A 17,814-nucleotide genomic window follows, 5' to 3' on the forward strand; every position below is an offset into this window, starting at 1 on the left:
ATGATGACAGGTATCATAGTTGTGTCTTATCACAATGCAGAAGGCACTCGTAAATATGTAGTAAAACAGCTTTCGAAGCTCTCTGATGCATATCGTGTTATAGTTGTTGCTGTGGATGCAACCGAAGAATATGGACGCAATCTTGCTTATGATTGTGAATTATTATATATAAACCAATCGCAACAAGTAGCCGACCATCCCAAAGGATGGTGCATATCTACTACTGAAAATTTGGGGTATGCCAAGGGAAACAATTGGGGCGTAAATATTTTGAAAAAGAGCGGGATATCATTTGACAATTACCTATTTTCTAATGATGATATTGAGATAATGAATCCTAATATTTTAAATGTGCTTGCCACTACTTTCTATCAAGATGAGCAATGTGCTGGAGTAGGACCAAGAGTGATAGGCTTAGATGGAAACGACCAAAGTCCCCATATGAAATATATTTCACCTAAAAGACTTATAGGATGGAAACTTTTCCCTTTCTTAAGAAAAAAGAGAAAAAGAGAAACCATGAAAAATCAAAAAGCGACATTTACAATATCCGAATCAACCCAACTAAGAAGACAGAATACTACAACCAAACAAGCTATGATCCCTACTACTACCCCAAAGCCCCCAAAAGGGAAGTGCTATTGGGTGAGTGGCGCTTTTATGCTAGTAAGAGCAGATAGATTCCATGTTGTTGAGGGATTTGATTCACGCACATTCCTTTATTATGAAGAAGCGATATTAGCAGAGCGTTTTATACTTCATGGCTGGAGTTTCGCATTTGAGCCATCGGTTTCTGTAATACATTATGAAGGAGGAAGTACCACTGTGAAAACAGACAAACGCAATGCCATAGAAACGGAAAGTAGAATATTATATTATAAAGAATATAGACGTGAGCATAGTTGGTTGCTATGGATATACGAAAAAATCTCTAAAATGTAACTAATGATGAATTTTATAACATATCATTATAAATTATTCCAAAAGATATATCCCAAAGAAATCTGGATATATACCTTACTCATTCTCTTACACATGAGTAGAAAAACCATATTTAATGTGCAACAAGATGTCGGAAACGAAAGTGTAGGCGGAGGCACTCTCTTGATGTTACTTTGCACAATACTCAATTACTACTATGCATTTAAAGAAAGTAAAAGTTTGACACCGGCTATTCAAGCAACTAAATCTTATTTTGTGTTCTACATATTTGCATTACTCAGTTTTTTATGGGCTATATTTCCTGATTATAAAGCTCTCTTTTCAAAATGTTTAGAACTAATCTCATCTTACATGTTAGTTTCTGTAATCATGTGGAAAACAAAAAGCAGGAGAAAAGCCATGCTATATCTATTGTATCTATGTACATTATCGGCAACAATAGGATATTTTGCAAAAGTACTGGCATTTAAAAGCATATTGGTCCACACCAATACCCACAGCCTTATTGCCGCTATGGGTGCCTTAATGGCATGGAAAATGAAAAACCATTACAAAATACGTCATTTAGCACCTCTTGTATACTGGAATTTTTTCATGTTGCTTATGGGAACCTCATCTGCTTCTAATATTGCCTTTATAGTTGGCTTGTTCGTAATGTTATCATGCACTAAAAAGGGTGTAAACATTCCAAAACTTGCAGTCACTTTTTTGTTTTTCTCGGCATTCTATTATTTTTTTAAAGATTTAGTGTTCGAGTACGTATTTTACGGCAAATCACAAGAAGCCGTTGAATCTGGTACAGGCAGGCAGATTATTTGGAATGTGGTGTTTGATACTTGGAGGAAACATCCTTGGTTTGGTTTAGGCTATATAGTTGGTGAACGGCATTTGGTTGACTTAACTGGACTTCCTGCCGCTTATTCCACCCACAACGGCTTTTTATCTGTCCTTTTGGGGACAGGCATTGCAGGAGCTATTATTTTTGGATGGTTTTATTTGAAAACAATATGGATAAATATTCAAGGTACATTTTCTTCCAAATATGGCACAGAAATGACCATACTTTTGCCCATGCTCGCTGTTGTAACCGTTAACAATCTATCGTTCCCTGCTGTGGGTTCTGAATGGAATTATACCTTACCACCCATCTTGGGACTTTTCGCATTAATACACACCATTCAATATAAAACCAAATAAGAACATGTTATTTTCTGATATTAATTTTTTATTATTCTTAGTTCCCCTATTAGCTACATTATGGATACACGAAAAATTAAAATGGGGTGGAGTATTCTTACGTAATACAATATTACTAATAGCCAGTTATTGGTTCTACGCTCAACTATCACCTACGTACGTTGTACTATTAGGAGCTATTACACTACTTAATTGGATAAGCGGCAAAAGTTTGTTGCAGCAAAAACGTAAATGGGTATGTGGTACTACTGTCATACTAAGTCTTCTGCCATTAATTTGCTATAAATATGCTCATTTTTTTATTGTGGACGTTCTTGGACTAGCTAATGAAAATTTTGCCACATGGGTACTCCCTATCGGAATTTCATTTTTTACGTTTCAGGCATTGACCTATACCATTGATATATATCGGGGAAAAATAAAAGAAAAAGCTCCTTTAATTGACTTTATGTTGTTTGTGTCCTTCTTCCCTAATATACTATCCGGCCCGATTGAAAAGGGGCGCAATCTATTACCCCAACTGCACAAATTACACCCTATCACCAATGACAATCTATTAAGAGGTAGCGAATTATTTGCTTGGGGACTTTTCAAAAAAGTGGTAGTAGCCGATCGCATAGCCATATATACAAATTCCGTTTTTGAACACCCGGACTTCTATTCAGGAAATTCAAACCTGCTTGCAATCGCATTATACAGTATACAGATATATTGCGATTTCAGCGGATATACAGACATGGCAATCGGTGTGGCAAAAATGATGGGATTCAGATTAAATGATAATTTCCGCTTTCCTTATTTCAGCACTACAATTAGGCAATTTTGGAAAAAATGGCATATATCACTTACGTCTTGGTTCACCGAATATCTCTACATTGCCTGTGGAGGAAATAGAGTGCCGAAATGGCGATGGTATATCAATATTTCACTAGTGTTCTTAGTTAGTGGATTGTGGCATGGAGCAGCTTGGACTTTCATTTTTTGGGGAGCATTACATGCCGTATTGTATTTGATAGAACATATCAGCGGGCTGAAAAACCAATTTTTGTCATTTTGGCGTATATGGGTACAAGGCATCTATGTATATATAGTAGTGTCACTGGCTTGGGTCTTTTTCCGTGCCAACACATTCAATGATGCAACGGCTATGATAAATGGAGTATTTAGAGATTGGGGGCGGCAATACACCACCGCATCGCTAATGGGCTTCGTTTTAATGTTAGCAGCATTAGCACTATTTATCATACTTGAAATATTGGCTTATAAGAAAGTGATAACTATAACAGAAAGTGAAAACAATCCTTATGATGGAAAAAACTTAGCATTCTTGGTGATAACGTTGCTTTCTATTTCTCTATTAGGACAATCGGGCGCGCAGTTTGTTTATTTCAAATTTTAAATTGACACATGAAGAAATTATATAAAATATTGATTGCCATTGCAGTTTTTTTCTTTCTTGATTTTGCTATCAGCAGTTTATTAAAAGAAGGATTAAACAAAGGGTTTGGATTAAGACAAGAGTCTGAAATATTAATAGTAGGTCATAGCCATATGATGATGGGAGTGGATAGAGACAAATTGGAAAAAGGACTAAAATGCAAAATAAGTAAATATACTCGTACTGGAGTAAGTTTACCCGAACGATATCTAATGACTCAACAGTATTTAAACTCAAAATACTCAAAAAAATTAAAAGCAGCATTAATCGGAGTGGATGCTTTTACTTTTTCAGAAGGTAATATTAGTAAAAATTGCTATACGCTATTTTATCCATTCTATGAAGACAAGAATGTGAACGACTATTTAAAAAGACACGCAAAACCTACAGAATATTGGCAGCACAAAATCATCCGGTTGTCTCGTTATAGCGATGACTTGATAAACTCATCTGTTCGCGGCTGGATGCACGATGACAAAAACTATAAGACAAATCAAATAAATATGGACGAATTTGAGAAACAGCGTTCCAAATGGAAAAGTAACATTAGCTTTAATAAGGAACTTATGTCTAAATTGAATGAGCTAATACATATGCTGACAAAACGCGGCATAAAAGTTTATTTAGTTAACACTCCTACACTTGATACAATAAACCATACACAACCAGAAAACTATAAATACATAATGGAGTATTACCGAAAATTGGCGAACAATAATATGGTCTATTTTATTGACTTCACAAAACATGAATCTAATTATGAACTTTTTTTTGATCCCCTTCACTTAAACGTTAACGGTCAGACTTTAGTTACAGATTCATTGATTCAATTTTTAAAAAATCAATTTTAAACAGTTTCTTGGTAATTCTTTCTTATTCCTATTATGTTACATGAAACATGCATATTTAATTGTAGCACATACAGACTTTAAAATTTTGGAAAGACTTTTGGATCTATTGGATTATCCCGGAAATGATATTTATGTTCACATAGACAAAAAAGTGTCTTATGATATAAAATATCACCCTGTGTATTCAAAGCTATTCACTGTATCTAATGAACATCGGATAGATGTAAGATGGGCAGATTGTACAATTGCATGGGCAGAAATGGAATTGTATAAATTAGCTCATAATCATGGTCCGTATGGATACTACCACTTAATGAGCGGAATCGATTTACCTCTCAAATCACAAAATTTTATTCACCGTTTTTTTGAAGAACATAATGGAATAGAATTCTATGGTCTTATGCAAAATGCTTGGCGTACAAAAAGCAAGATTATGTATTACCATCTTTTCACCAAGCATCTCCGCGGATTTGGGTGGAGAAGTCAAATTGAAGGTATTTTGAACTCGATTTTAGTAAAACTGCAAAAGATTCTGCCAATTATGCGCTCGCATAAAGAGATACCGATTTTAGTCAAAGGCACAACTTGGAGTTCTCTTACAGAAGAAGCTGTAAGTTATATTCTTTCCAAACAAGATTATATCTACAAAAGGTTTCGATATACATTCGCTTGTGACGAAATTTACAAACCGATTTTATTAATCAATTCTCCATTTGTAGATAAATTCTATTCAAAAACAGATGAATATAAGGGGTGTTTGCGAAAAGTAGATTGGCAAAGGGGAAATCCATATATTTGGCAGTTAAAAGATTATGATGAATTAATCAATTCAAATATGTTGTTCGCTCGCAAATTCAGTTCAGAGCATTGGGATTTGGTTGAAAAAATTTCAGATTATGTAAATAACAATAAAAACGTTGTATGAAGATAACTTGGGTAACACGTAGCTTTCTTGATTATCGTATTCCTGTTTATCAGGAGCTAAACAAACTCTGCGGAAGAAACCTTACTGTAATTTATTATAAGGACATTCCACCAGAGCGGACACAAAAAAAAATAAAAGAAGTTCTAGGGGATAAAGCAATCGCCCGAGAAAAAGAATTTCGTATTGGAAATAAACCCAAAATTGATAATGCCTCAAAAAGTAATACTACCTTTAGAATTCCTATTAGTCCAGGACTTATCAAACAAGTTCTTGACAGTAAGCCAGATGTATTAATTTCTGATGGATTTATGCAATGGACATATGCAGCACTTGCAGTACGTGCATTAAAAAGAATTCCTCATGTAATGTGCTATGAACGAACAGCACATACAGAACGTAATGCTGGAAGACTACGGATATGGTACCGAAAAATAGTTTCCCGTTGGATAGACGCTATTGATTGTAACGGTATTTTATGTGGAGAATACGTTCGCTCTTTAGGGTTTGACAGTAAGCGATTAACATTTGGGCATATGGTAGCAGACATTTCAGGTATGTCAAGAACCATACAAAATATAGCGAATGAAGATATTGTCAAAGTAAAAAAAGAATTAAAAATCCCCCCCAAGGGGCTCATGATTCTATTTGTAGGTCAATTAATACCCATCAAAGGAGTTGATCAATTGTTGACTGCTTGGAAACAATTTAAATCACATTGCAAAGAAAATTGCACTTTAGTTTATGTGGGATATGGACGTTTGGAACAACCATTGCGTGACCGTATAGTAAACGAAAAGATACAAGATGTGATATTAATAGGAGGCATTGACTATGATAGTATTGCCCAATATTATAAAGCTGCAGATTGTTTCATCCTCCCTACAGTAGAAGACAACTGGAGTCTTGTGGTACCAGAAGCAATGGCCTGTGGATTACCCGTAGCTACTACGATATACAATGGATGCCACCCGGAATTAATCACTAAAGAAAACGGTTGGGTGTTTGATACATACAATGAACAGTCCATCATTGACACCTTACAAAATATTGTAAACAATAAGGAACGGTTAAAGGAAATGGGTGAAGTGTCTAAGCGCATTGTAAGTAAACATACAGCTGAAAGAGCAGCCCAAAGTATTATGGCCGCTATTGATATTGCCCAAAAACATTGCAAAAAATAAGTTCTATCAAAACAATTTATGAAAATAAACACACTTACCACATACGATGTTTATAATTATGGCGCATCACTGCAAGCCTATGCCCTGCAACAATATTTGACAAATCTAGGACACGAAGTGGAAATCATCAATTACCAACCAGACTATCTAACTCGCAAATATAATTACAAATGGGTGAATCCTGAATCGAAGTTGAGCAGATATACCTTGACACGTGCTGCCTATCGGGTGATGAAGTATCTACAGCGCCAGACAACTTTAGGCAGAAAACAAACATTCGACATATTCAATCATCGGACACTAAAGGAAACGTCCTTAAGGTATACTTCGTATAAAGAACTTTGTAACAACCCTCCAAAAGCAGATTTATACATTGTAGGGAGCGACCAGATATGGAACGTGTTTTATGAAGCCGGACGTGATCCGGCTTTCTTCCTGGAGTTTGTCAAACAAGGGCATAAAGCATCATATGCTGCAAGTTTTTCGTATTTGGACATAGACGAGACAAACAAAAGACGCATTCAAAAGTCATTGGAAACTTTTGATGCTGTGGCGGTACGTGAATATCATGGCCTTGATATTTTAAGAAGTATGAATATAGAGGGAACATGGACACTTGATCCTGTATTTTTACTTTCGGCAGAGCAATGGAAAAAATTGATGGTAACAAACATCCCCAAAAAAGATTATCTATTGATTTACGACTTTGAGGGGAACAAAGAATTAAAGCAATTTGCCAAGGAGTATGCACAGCGGCATCATCTGAAGATTTATGCCATAGCAGATACTTATCCATTGCTTTATGCCAACAAAAACTTCATGAAAGCAGGCCCTCGTGAGTTTATTTCAATGATTTATCATTGTAAAGTTTTTATTTCCAATTCCTTTCATGGCACGGCATTCTCCATCATGTTTAACAAACCTGTATTCGTGTTTAACAGACATCGACATAAAGTGAATTCGCGTATGGAGAGTTTAATGGCTCTTTTCGGATTAAACAATTGCATCTTGGGCAGTCCAGAAAAATGGGAAAAAGCTTATGATTATCCTTTCGATTACGAACAGATCAATCACATCAAGCAACGTGAATTGATTAAGTCGAAAGCCTACTTGGATAATTTGTTAAATATATGTACACATCCATAAAATGCTATGATAGATTTATCTGTAATCATACCGGTTTATAATGCCGCCCCATCCATTAACCGCACATTAGATTCTATTTTCAACCAGCAAACATCTTACGCTATAGAGGTTATTCTCATTGATGATGGGAGCAAAGATAACTCCATAGAGATTATCAAAACCCGAAAAGAAGCCAACATCACATTGTTACGACAAAAAAACGAAGGACCTTCTGCTGCCCGTAACAATGGGATTAAGACAGCACAAGGTCGCTATTGCGCTTATTTGGATGCAGACGATTATTGGGAACAAGGTTTTATCGAAAAAACTGTTTCATTTTTGGACAACCATCCTGATTGTGTGGCAGTAAATGTTGCGCAACGTCACCTCACTGTCTCCGGTTCATTTGAAATCCCCAGTTGCTACCAAGAGTATAAAGAAGCTTTCATCTTAGAAGATTTTTTCACTTTCTGGGCAAAGCACATGCATGTCTGTACAGGAAGTGTCTTAATCCGCAAAGAAGTGATTAATATAATTGGAGGACAACGTAAAGACCTTCGCATCACTGAAGATTTGGAGTTTTGGGCTATGGTATCTACCTATGGACAATGGGGATTTATCCCGGAAATTCTTTTTGTAAGCGATGGTGGAGACGTGACCCGTAGTCAAGGCTGGTTAAACAAAATGATGATACGCTGGAACAGCGCGCCCAGTATTGCTGATTGGGAAAAGCGCATTGTTACACGCCTGCCCAATGAACTACCTGCAGGTTATTTAAAAGCCCGTGGTCGTATTTCACGCAACCTCACTTATTGCCAACTTCTCTCCGGTCGTTTGACATTGAGCCGTCAAGAGGCTTTGAAATATGGCAGATATTTTGTGAAGGACTCCATTGGTAAACTCATGAATATGACGAAACATACTCCTATTACTTGGTGGATGTTGGCGAAGTTGCTGCAATACAGGGAGTATCACCGGAAGTAGTAAAGTTCACATAAACAATAGGTACATCATCAATATATGCCAAGAGAAAGACATCAAACTGATAATGGTAACCTCGCCATAGCACACTGGTTGAAGTCTATACTTTGAATTTGATTAAACGAAACATGAAACCAAGAGTTCTTTTTATAATGCACATGCCCCCACCCGTACACGGTGCATCCATGATGGGGGAATATATCCATGACAGCAAAGTGATAAACGAAGCTTTTGACTGCCATTATCTTAACTTAACTCTTGCCAAAGATATCAATGACATAGGAAAAGGAGGAATAAGGAAACTTATTGTTTACTTAAAAAAACAGATACAAATAGCAAAAACCGTAAAGAGAATAAAGTCGCAATTATGCTATTTGACTCCCAATACCAAAGGTGGGGCTTTCTACAAAGATTTTTGTACCCTATTCCTGCTAAAATGTTTGGGACAGAAAATCATAATACATTTTCATAACAAAGGTGTGAAATCAAGAGAAGGGCAATGGCCGGACAAATGGTTATACAAAGCCTTTTTCAAGAATATACAGATAATACTGCTGGCTCCCCCACTCTACAATGACATCCAAAAATTTGTAAAACCAGAACAGGTGGTATACTGTCCCAATGGCATTCCACAAAACGTAACCTATGATTTTTCCAAGAAAAGAAACACCCCTTTCAAATTATTATTCCTCAGCAACATGTTAAGGGAAAAGGGGGTATGGGATTTGATAGATGCACTAAATATCGTAAAGAACGATGGTTATTCATTTCATTGTGATTACATTGGAAAATGGAGTGACATTGCGGAAAGTGAATTCAACCAAAAGGTAAAACACAAAAATCTAGACAAGTATATACAGGCACACGGAGCCAAATATAGAGAAGAAAAAGAATTGTTTCTTAAACAAGCAGACTTATTTATATTTCCCACTTATTATCATAATGAATGTTTCCCATTAGTACTTCTTGAGGCTATGGAACAGGGACTACCCTGCATCAGTACGAATGAGGGAGGAATACCCGGTATCATAGAGGAAGGCAAAACCGGATTTATCGTGGAAAAACATAGTCCGCAACAGCTGGCAGAAAAGATAGAATATTTAATAGACCATCCCATGATATGTGCTGAAATGGGTAAAGCCGGTAAAGAAAAATTTCAAAGGGAATTCACTTTGGAAAAGTTTGAGAACCGGATGAAAGATATTTTAAAAGAATGTATAGCTTCATACAAGAAGTAAATAGAAAAAATTAATTTTATAACTAGGGTATTAGTCATGTTAGAAAAAAATGCAAAGATTTTTATAGCGGGGCATCGTGGTTTAGTAGGTTCCGCCATCTGGAACAACCTGCGACAAAGAGGTTATACAAACTTAGTAGGACGCTCACACAAAGAACTGGATTTGCTGGACGGAACCGCCGTAAAGAAATTTTTCGATGAAGAACGACCGGAAGCGGTGGTACTGGCTGCCGCCCATGTGGGTGGCATTATGGCAAACCTGCAATACCGGGCGGACTTTATCTATCAGAATCTGCAAATCCAGCAGAACGTAATCGGCGAGAGTTTCCGTCACGGAGTAAAGAAGCTGCTCTTCTTGGGAAGCACCTGCATCTACCCGCGTGAAGCTCCGCAGCCCATGAAGGAAGAAGTGCTGCTGACCTCTCCGCTGGAATACACCAACGAACCGTATGCCATAGCCAAAATAGCCGGGCTGAAGATGTGTGAAAGCTTCAACCTGCAATACGGAACCAATTACATAGCCGTGATGCCTACCAACCTATATGGACCGAACGACAACTTCCACCTGGAAAACAGCCATGTACTGCCTGCCATGATTCGCAAAGTCTACCTTGCCAAATGCCTCAACGAAGGGGACTGGGATGCTGTACGCAAAGACATCGACCTGCGTCCGGTGAAAGGGGTAAACGGCAGCTATAGCAACGAGGAGATTCTGGCAGAGCTTGCCAACTTCGGAATAACTCCGGAAGCGGTCACCTTGTGGGGAACCGGCAAACCGTTGCGTGAATTCCTATGGAGCGAAGAAATGGCGGATGCCAGTGTACATGTACTGCTGAATGTGGACTTTAAAGACACATATGCTCCGGACAGTAAAGAAATACGCAACTGCCACATCAATGTGGGCACCGGAAAGGAACTCAGCATAAAGGAAGTGGCTGAAAAGATTATAGCCGAAATAGGATTCAAAGGTGAGCTGCGATGGGATGACTCGAAACCGGACGGCACACTGCGCAAACTGACGGATGTGACCAAACTGCATAACCTGGGATGGCATCATAAAATAGAAATAGACGAAGGAATACACCGTTTGTACGAATGGTATCTGAAAGGTATCTGCATCAACCACCAGACCAACTAAATTACATTTTTCACATTCCTCTTGTATATTACACACATAATCTTTACATTTGCCGCAGTTTTCGGACATATTGCATCGTTCCGTTCAAAAATACCTTTCCATGTGACGGGCGACAGCGTAGCGTACTCTGCGGAAAATTATACTCCTTTTTACATGTTGAAGTTAAAGACGATTTCGCTTCTGGAACACAGAAGTGAACTTGACGCATTGCCCGAAGGCAAACTGCTGATTAACACCATCAATGCGCACTCGTATAACACAGCATTGAAAGATCCTGCCTTTGCAGAAGCTTTGCTGAGGGGAGACGCATTGATTCCGGACGGAGCAAGCATTGTACTGGCGTTCAAACTCCTGAGACATGAGAAGATAGAGCGCACAGCGGGATGGGACTTATTTCTGTACGAAATGGATAAACTGAACCGGAAAGGAGGAACCTGCTTCTTCCTGGGAAGTAGCGAAGACACCCTGAGGAAAATAAAGGTAAAAGCTGTCCGGTTATATCCCAATATCCGGGTAGAAACCTATTCCCCACCCTACAAGCCGGAATTCACCCAAGAAGACAATCAAGCCATGATAGCCGCCGTAAACCGGGCACAGCCGGATTTGCTCTGGGTGGGCATGACCGCTCCCAAACAAGAGAAATGGGCTTATGCACACCTAAAAGAACTGGAGGTAAACGGTCCCATCGGTACTATTGGCGCTGTGTTCGACTTCTTTGCCGAAAACGTGCAACGTGCTCCCGTATGGTGGCAGGAACACGGGTTGGAATGGCTGTACCGGCTGATAAAGGAACCCAAAAGAATGTGGAGAAGATATATCATCGGGAACTGCTTATTCTTATGGAATATCACAAAAGAGAAATTTACATCATAACATAAATAAAAACTGATTTTAAAACCCGAATCATGGATAAGAAAATTGCATTGATTTCAGGCATCACCGGTCAGGACGGTTCATTCCTGGCCGAGTTCCTAATTGAAAAAGGATATGAAGTACACGGCATTCTGCGCCGTTCGTCATCGTTCAACACCGGACGCATAGAGCATCTTTATCTGGATGAATGGGTGCGTGACATGAAGAAGAACCGTCTCGTAAACCTGCACTACGGTGACATGACGGACAGCAGCTCGCTTATCCGCATCATACAGCAGGTGCAGCCGGACGAAATCTATAACCTGGCGGCACAAAGCCATGTGAAAGTATCATTCGATGTGCCGGAGTATACTGCGGAAGCAGATGCCGTAGGCACCCTGCGTATGCTGGAAGCAGTACGTATCCTGGGACTGGAGAAAAAAACGAAAATCTATCAGGCTTCGACTTCCGAACTGTTCGGTCTGGTGCAGGAGGTACCACAGAAAGAGACAACCCCGTTCTACCCGCGCAGTCCGTATGGTGTGGCCAAGCAATACGGCTTCTGGATTACGAAGAATTACCGGGAAAGCTACGGCATGTTCGCCGTAAACGGCATTCTCTTCAACCACGAAAGCGAACGGCGCGGAGAAACCTTCGTGACACGCAAAATTACACTGGCGGCAGCACGTATAGCCCAAGGATATCAGGACAAGTTATATCTGGGTAACTTGAATTCGCTGCGCGACTGGGGATATGCCAAAGATTACGTGGAGTGCATGTGGCTGATTCTGCAGCACGACACTCCGGAGGATTTTGTCATAGCTACCGGAGAATATCATACCGTACGTGATTTCACTACACTTGCCTTCAAGGAAACCGGTGTGGAACTGCGTTGGGAAGGAGAAGGCGTGAATGAAAAGGGCATTGATACCAAAACCGGTAAAGTGCTGGTGGAAGTGGATCCCAAATACTTCCGTCCTGCCGAAGTGGAACAACTGCTGGGTGACCCGACCAAAGCCAGAACACTGCTGGGTTGGAATCCACGCAAGACTTCTTTTGAAGAACTGGTGAAAATCATGGTGACACATGACATGGCATTTGTGAAGAAGCTCTATATGAGAGCACAAATGGATAGCGAAAACACCCCTCCTCGGACATGCTGAAAACGAGAATAAGAAAATGGTGCCTGCTCCTACTGCTACTTGGTTGCTGTATGGGGGTGCAGGCCCAATATTCCATGGGCAACACCGGACTGCTGAACATCCCGACAGCGGATATGCAGAAGGCCGGTACCTTTATGGGAGGCGGTAATTATCTTCCGAACGGCATGACACCGTTTAACTTCAACACCGGAAATTACTTCGTCAACATCACATTCTTATCTTTTCTGGAGTTGAGTTATCGGTGTACGCTATTGAAAACCACCCGGTATGACGGTAAGAAAAGATATTTCCAGCAAGACCGTTCTTTATCTGCACGTATACGTCCGATAGAGGAAGGAAAATATCATCCGGCAATAGTCATAGGTACCAATGACCCTTTCAAAGACACTGGAACCAACTACTTTGCAACCATATATGGCGTACTGACCAAAGGCTTCTCCATCGCAAAAGGAGACCGACTAACACTGACTGCTGGATATTACCTGCCACTGAACAAACACAGTATACAAGACGGTCCTTTCGGAGGCATCAGCTACTCTCCTGCTTTCTGCCGGGAAATGACTGTCATGGCCGAATATGATTCGGAAGGTTTCAATGTGGGAGCCGCCGCCAGATTATGGAAGCATTTCTCCATCCATGTGTTTACCAGAGAATTCAACAGCATATCGGGAGGAATACGGTATGAATGCAGGTTGTTGCACTAAGAGAGGGATAAGGGATTAGGGATGAAGGATTAGGGATTGGAGAATAAGATGAAGAACAAGAGAAAAAACGGTTTGAAGTGGATACTGGCAATATGGTTCTGTGGTATTTCTGCAATGGCAGATGCCCAAGTGACAGAGAGCTTGAAAGCCATCGGTATGGAAAATATACGATGTGCACAGACCCCAGGGGTAACCACTGTAAGTTTTGAGAACAACGTATATAGAAGTACCTACACCGGAGTGGGCAAAGCCATAGATGCCTGCTTGGGAAGCAAGACGAAGGGCGATTTGCAATTGGTGGTACTGGAAAACCGGATTCCCAGGCTTTGCATCAATCTGCCGGATACACTGACGGCAGCATACAGAAACGGAGAAATTAGCCTGACACAAGTATATCAGCAAATGGGAATTACGGTAGATACGGATGCGGCCATGAAGGCATTGAAAAATGCCGGTCAAGAAGAAGTGCCGTCTGCCTGGAAGGTGGATTTGGTGATATACCCCGATTTGTTTTTGGAGAACAATACGTTTGACGAACTGTATACATATGCCATCAACCTGAATCCGGCAGTGGAAATGGCTCTATGGAAAGGTGGGAAAATGACCGCACAAGTGATACTGCCCGTAGCCACCAATCTGAGTGGAGAGATGAAACGGATAAGACCGGGAATCATAGCTCTATCGCAGGATGTACGCTTCAGGCACAACATCTTCGGGAAAATGACGGTGGGTAACTTCACCAACAACAGATATGGTGCACAACTGGAAATAAAATACCGCACCAACAACGGACGTTGGGAACTGGGCGGAACGGCAGGCTCCACCGGTTTCTCCGCCATCACCCGGGAAGACGGCTGGTATATAGGCAGAAAACAGCGTATCAATGCCTCACTGAATGCTTCGTACTACGAACCACGCCTCAACTTGCAGTTCGACTTGAAAGCAGGAAGATATATTTACGGTGATTATGGAGTGAGAGGAGACTGTACGCGGCACTTCGGAGAGTATGCCATCGGCTTGTATGCCCTTTGTACAGACGGAGAGATAAACGGAGGATTTCATTTTGCCATCCCCCTGCCGGGAAAAAAATGGAGTAGAAAAGGATTCTTCAGAGTAAAACCGGCTGACTACTTTGCATGGGCATACGGCATGGTGGCAGATGGAGAGTACATAGAAAAACAACTGGGAAAAAGTTACAGTACACGCCCTAACGAAAACCGAAGCAGCAACTTCTACCAGCCGGACTATATACGCTATTTCCTTATAAAGGAACTGCAAAAAGAAAAATCGAAATAAGTATAATTTAAACAGATTAGTTTTATCAAATGACGAAAATTATGAAAAAGAAAAGTTTATTTTTAGGAGGTGCATTGATGTTTGCAATGACCTTCAGCACAACAGTCTTTACATCTTGCCACGATGACGACAAGAAGTATGAAGAAGTGGAAGACCCGCTAAGAAGTCAAACAGCCTACTACATTGCAGGTACCATTACCGATGCCAACGGTCCATTGGCAGGAGCCACCGTAAAAAGCGGCGAATACTCTGCCACAACCGATGCAAAAGGCGTATACTCACTGACTGTGAACAAAACCGGCATCTACACGCTCACTGTAACAGCTGAAGGACATGATGACTACGAGGCCACAGCAGAATTTACAGATGGAACAGCCAACCACAGCCTGATGGTGGTAAATGTAAAAATGTCAACAACCATAGAATTCGGCGAGATGCAGGAGGCTGACGGAAGCACCATTGAGGCTCCGAAAATAGAAAATCCGGAAAAGGAGAATGCCGCCACCATCAACATACCCACCGGAGGTACGGAAGAAAACACCAAGATTGCAGCCGTCGTGTTTGAAGAGGCACGTGAGGCCAATCCGGCAACTTCCACACAACCGGAAGCATCAAAGGCTTCTGTAAATAACGTAGCCATCAAGACAGAGCCGGCTGACGCTGTTGCCAAGGAAGATATCATCATTGCCATTCCCAATCCGTCGACTGATGCCAACCTGGGCTATTTTGATCCGGAAAACATGGAAGTGGAATCCAGCGAGGCGCCTGCAACCAGAGCCGCTGCTAAAACCGTGGGATTCAACAATAACAATTACATCATTACCATTCCGCAAGGCGAGAAGATAGCCGGCAAATATTCACCTAGAGTGAAATTTACCAAACAAGCTGCCGCCAGTGTAGCAAACGGCTACAACGAAGTGAATGGAAAAGCCGAGGTAATCAAGATTGAGAACAGAGATTACGATGCGCTGGAAAACATCACCCTGACCCTTAAAATCAAGAACGGATGGGACTATACCGTTTCTCCGGCTGAAGCGCTGAAAGCTGCAGGAGCATCCGATGCACTGGCCACATACATCAACAACTACATTGAAACTGAAGAGGGAGGTACGAACGGTTCTTATGAAATTGAACAAAAGCTGACTGCAAGTGTCAGTGGCAACCATGTACTGCTGTATGGCAGCAAGCGCATGGTACGCGTGAAAACATATACCTTTAAAGTAATAGTAGGCAACCAGAGCAAAGACGTAAAAGTAGAGCTGAAAAGCTACACGGGACATCAGGAAGAGTATTCAAACAATCCGGTCAGCCAGCACTCCGGCGGCACCACAGGCGGTCAAGGATAATTTTTTCTACAGTCTGAAACCAATAAAAGCTATTCATTTATGACCATAGCCGTTGATTTTGACGGTACCATTGTAGAACACCGCTATCCCCAGATAGGAGAAGAAATTCCCTTTGCCACCGCTACGCTGAAGATGCTGATAAACGAGCGTCACCGGCTGATTTTATGGTCGGTACGTGAAGGGAAGCTCCTGGAGGAAGCTGTGGAATGGTGTAGGAAACGGGGTGTGGAATTCTATGCCGTCAACCGGGACTATCCGGAAGAAGACATCGCACACACCGGTTTTTCACGCAAAGTAAAAGCCGATCTCTTTATCGATGACCGCAACCTAGGTGGACTGCCTGACTGGGGAAGCATCTACCGCATGATACATGACGGAGTGACCTACGAAGAACTGTTCCGCGAAAACAGTGAACCGGTCCGGCAGAAAAAGAAGGGCTTTTGGGCACGTTTGAAAAAATAATATCCGAATGAGATTTTTGACTTATGTCAATTCATAACTCGCAAAAACCTTCTAATTTTGTACTCGAAATAGAGAAAGATTAGTTTTTATAAGAGTAAAGAGATTAGTTTTTAGGGTGCACTAAAAAAATAGGCAATATCCACAACGGTTATTGCCTATTTTTATATATAGCCGGAAGCCAAGTACATCAATACAGACTTCCCAGGCCGACTTCCGTAAAGAGTTTCGCCAACTTTTCCACCACCGGTTTCATATAACGTTCTCCTTTCTCGGCAGAAGCTTTTTTGGGGTTCCCTACCCCGCTGTCGACTGTAGCCTTATCCCAATGGCGGGGAGCCCAGCCAACCTTTTCATTCAAGGAAGGAATGGCAAACGGTTTGGATTCCCCGTCACCGGCCTCAGCCAAATTCACCAGCTCGGGATGGTAATGCATCATAACGGAAGTCTCAGACTCGCCGGCATGGTCGTCGACAACAGCCTCAAAGTAGTCTTTGGGAGGGACGATGCTGAACCAGTCGGCAGCGATAATCAGAAAATCGGGATACACAAACGCCAGGTCACGAATCATTCCCTTGAAGTTGTTGCCGCCATGACCGCTGAGAATAATCAGCTTACGCATGCCTTGTGCATAGAGGGAGGCAACTATGTCTTCCAGAATGGCCTGCTGGGTGGAATAGCGGGTATGGATGCAGAACGGAAGTTCGCGCTGCCCCGGATTGTGTGCACCGAAAGGTACGGGAGGCATCACCATGCAGCGTACACCGGAATTCTGCAAAGCCAGTGCAGCCGCATCTACGGCAATGTCATGCGGCAGAATACAATCAGTGAGATAAGGCAGATGCAGATTATGGGGCTCCGTAGCTCCCCAAGGCAGGATGACAACGTCATACTTCACTCCTTTCACCTTTCCATAGCAGGAAACAATAAGGTCAATTTCTCTTTTTTCCATGATAGTTTATTTTGGGGGTAAATCTTT

17 protein-coding genes are annotated in these 17,814 nt (G+C 41.1%); 16 read left to right on the plus strand and 1 reads right to left on the minus strand.

Annotated features, from left to right (window positions below; translation table 11 throughout):
* From DW947_RS02335 to DW947_RS02410, 16 genes are all read left to right on the plus strand, one after another.
* Nucleotides 1-942 carry a glycosyltransferase gene (locus DW947_RS02335; protein ID WP_165859457.1) on the plus strand — a complete coding sequence of 314 codons (942 nt, stop codon included), beginning with the start codon at nt 1-3 and terminating at the stop codon, nt 940-942.
* A 3-nt stretch (nt 943-945) separates the two neighbouring features.
* A complete protein-coding gene (locus tag DW947_RS02340; RefSeq protein WP_117866168.1) occupies nt 946-2,139 on the plus strand; it encodes an O-antigen ligase family protein in 1,194 nt (397 codons plus the stop codon).
* 4 nt (nt 2,140-2,143) lie between these two features.
* Nucleotides 2,144-3,538: an MBOAT family O-acyltransferase gene (locus DW947_RS02345; RefSeq protein ID WP_117962770.1), complete on the plus strand. Its 1,395-nt coding sequence runs from the start codon at nt 2,144-2,146 to the stop codon at nt 3,536-3,538.
* Between the two features lie 8 nt (nt 3,539-3,546).
* Nucleotides 3,547-4,428 (plus strand): SGNH/GDSL hydrolase family protein, encoded by an 882-nt coding sequence (locus DW947_RS02350; protein ID WP_117866170.1) that lies wholly within the window; start codon nt 3,547-3,549, stop codon nt 4,426-4,428.
* A 40-nt stretch (nt 4,429-4,468) separates the two neighbouring features.
* Entirely contained in the window at nt 4,469-5,353 is an 885-nt protein-coding gene (locus tag DW947_RS02355) for a beta-1,6-N-acetylglucosaminyltransferase (RefSeq protein WP_117866171.1), read from the plus strand.
* Complete coding sequence (locus tag DW947_RS02360; RefSeq protein WP_117866172.1) at nt 5,350-6,534, plus strand: glycosyltransferase family 4 protein; 1,185 nt, start codon at nt 5,350-5,352, stop codon at nt 6,532-6,534. Before DW947_RS02355 ends, DW947_RS02360 begins: the two co-directional genes overlap by 4 nt.
* 18 nt (nt 6,535-6,552) lie before the next feature.
* Complete coding sequence (locus tag DW947_RS02365; protein WP_117866173.1) at nt 6,553-7,680, plus strand: polysaccharide pyruvyl transferase family protein; 1,128 nt, start codon at nt 6,553-6,555, stop codon at nt 7,678-7,680.
* A gap of 6 nt (nt 7,681-7,686) precedes the next feature.
* A complete protein-coding gene (locus DW947_RS02370) occupies nt 7,687-8,643 on the plus strand; it encodes a glycosyltransferase family 2 protein (RefSeq protein ID WP_035448099.1) in 957 nt (318 codons plus the stop codon).
* Nucleotides 8,644-8,768: 125 nt separating this feature from the next.
* On the plus strand, nt 8,769-9,878 hold the full coding sequence (locus tag DW947_RS02375) for a glycosyltransferase family 4 protein (RefSeq protein ID WP_229095566.1): 1,110 nt from the start codon (nt 8,769-8,771) through the stop codon (nt 9,876-9,878).
* A 36-nt stretch (nt 9,879-9,914) separates the two neighbouring features.
* Nucleotides 9,915-11,015 (plus strand): GDP-L-fucose synthase family protein, encoded by a 1,101-nt coding sequence (locus tag DW947_RS02380; protein WP_117962766.1) that lies wholly within the window; start codon nt 9,915-9,917, stop codon nt 11,013-11,015.
* A 153-nt stretch (nt 11,016-11,168) separates the two neighbouring features.
* Nucleotides 11,169-11,888 (plus strand): WecB/TagA/CpsF family glycosyltransferase, encoded by a 720-nt coding sequence (locus tag DW947_RS02385; RefSeq protein WP_117962887.1) that lies wholly within the window; start codon nt 11,169-11,171, stop codon nt 11,886-11,888.
* A 32-nt stretch (nt 11,889-11,920) separates the two neighbouring features.
* On the plus strand, nt 11,921-13,030 hold the full coding sequence (gene gmd / locus DW947_RS02390) for a GDP-mannose 4,6-dehydratase (protein ID WP_117962764.1): 1,110 nt from the start codon (nt 11,921-11,923) through the stop codon (nt 13,028-13,030).
* A complete protein-coding gene (locus DW947_RS02395; RefSeq protein WP_117962762.1) occupies nt 13,024-13,734 on the plus strand; it encodes a YjbH domain-containing protein in 711 nt (236 codons plus the stop codon). Before gmd ends, DW947_RS02395 begins: the two co-directional genes overlap by 7 nt.
* A 48-nt stretch (nt 13,735-13,782) precedes the next feature.
* The gene (locus DW947_RS02400; RefSeq protein ID WP_044468733.1) at nt 13,783-15,030 is read left to right on the plus strand and encodes a YjbH domain-containing protein; all 1,248 of its coding nucleotides are present in this window, start codon (nt 13,783-13,785) and stop codon (nt 15,028-15,030) included.
* Between the two features lie 41 nt (nt 15,031-15,071).
* Nucleotides 15,072-16,376 (plus strand): carboxypeptidase-like regulatory domain-containing protein, encoded by a 1,305-nt coding sequence (locus tag DW947_RS02405; RefSeq protein WP_171028986.1) that lies wholly within the window; start codon nt 15,072-15,074, stop codon nt 16,374-16,376.
* 39 nt (nt 16,377-16,415) lie between these two features.
* Nucleotides 16,416-16,838 (plus strand): BT0820 family HAD-type phosphatase, encoded by a 423-nt coding sequence (locus DW947_RS02410; protein ID WP_005836103.1) that lies wholly within the window; start codon nt 16,416-16,418, stop codon nt 16,836-16,838.
* 187 nt (nt 16,839-17,025) lie between these two features.
* Here DW947_RS02410 and DW947_RS02415 read toward each other — a convergent pair whose 3' ends face one another.
* Nucleotides 17,026-17,787 (minus strand): creatininase family protein, encoded by a 762-nt coding sequence (locus tag DW947_RS02415; protein WP_117962758.1) that lies wholly within the window; start codon nt 17,785-17,787, stop codon nt 17,026-17,028.
* Between the last annotated feature and the right edge of the window lie 27 nt (nt 17,788-17,814).

Origin of the sequence: Bacteroides sp. AM44-19, assembly GCF_003603395.1 — a bacterium.
Classification (GTDB): Bacteria; Bacteroidota; Bacteroidia; order Bacteroidales; family Bacteroidaceae; genus Bacteroides; species Bacteroides uniformis.

Excerpts from the sequence above, each read along its gene's own strand:
- DW947_RS02335 (WP_165859457.1), top strand. The coding sequence starts at position 1 with ATGATGACAGGTATCATAGTTGTGTCTTATCACAATGCAGAAGGCACT.
- DW947_RS02340 (WP_117866168.1), top strand. The coding sequence starts at position 946 with ATGATGAATTTTATAACATATCATTATAAATTATTCCAAAAGATATAT.
- DW947_RS02345 (WP_117962770.1), top strand. The coding sequence starts at position 2,144 with ATGTTATTTTCTGATATTAATTTTTTATTATTCTTAGTTCCCCTATTA.
- DW947_RS02350 (WP_117866170.1), top strand. The coding sequence starts at position 3,547 with ATGAAGAAATTATATAAAATATTGATTGCCATTGCAGTTTTTTTCTTT.
- DW947_RS02355 (WP_117866171.1), top strand. The coding sequence starts at position 4,469 with ATGAAACATGCATATTTAATTGTAGCACATACAGACTTTAAAATTTTG.
- DW947_RS02360 (WP_117866172.1), top strand. The coding sequence starts at position 5,350 with ATGAAGATAACTTGGGTAACACGTAGCTTTCTTGATTATCGTATTCCT.
- DW947_RS02365 (WP_117866173.1), top strand. The coding sequence starts at position 6,553 with ATGAAAATAAACACACTTACCACATACGATGTTTATAATTATGGCGCA.
- DW947_RS02370 (WP_035448099.1), top strand. The coding sequence starts at position 7,687 with ATGATAGATTTATCTGTAATCATACCGGTTTATAATGCCGCCCCATCC.
- DW947_RS02375 (WP_229095566.1), top strand. The coding sequence starts at position 8,769 with ATGAAACCAAGAGTTCTTTTTATAATGCACATGCCCCCACCCGTACAC.
- DW947_RS02380 (WP_117962766.1), top strand. The coding sequence starts at position 9,915 with ATGTTAGAAAAAAATGCAAAGATTTTTATAGCGGGGCATCGTGGTTTA.
- DW947_RS02385 (WP_117962887.1), top strand. The coding sequence starts at position 11,169 with ATGTTGAAGTTAAAGACGATTTCGCTTCTGGAACACAGAAGTGAACTT.
- gmd (WP_117962764.1), top strand. The coding sequence starts at position 11,921 with ATGGATAAGAAAATTGCATTGATTTCAGGCATCACCGGTCAGGACGGT.
- DW947_RS02395 (WP_117962762.1), top strand. The coding sequence starts at position 13,024 with ATGCTGAAAACGAGAATAAGAAAATGGTGCCTGCTCCTACTGCTACTT.
- DW947_RS02400 (WP_044468733.1), top strand. The coding sequence starts at position 13,783 with ATGAAGAACAAGAGAAAAAACGGTTTGAAGTGGATACTGGCAATATGG.
- DW947_RS02405 (WP_171028986.1), top strand. The coding sequence starts at position 15,072 with ATGAAAAAGAAAAGTTTATTTTTAGGAGGTGCATTGATGTTTGCAATG.
- DW947_RS02410 (WP_005836103.1), top strand. The coding sequence starts at position 16,416 with ATGACCATAGCCGTTGATTTTGACGGTACCATTGTAGAACACCGCTAT.
- DW947_RS02415 (WP_117962758.1), bottom strand. The coding sequence starts at position 17,787 with ATGGAAAAAAGAGAAATTGACCTTATTGTTTCCTGCTATGGAAAGGTG.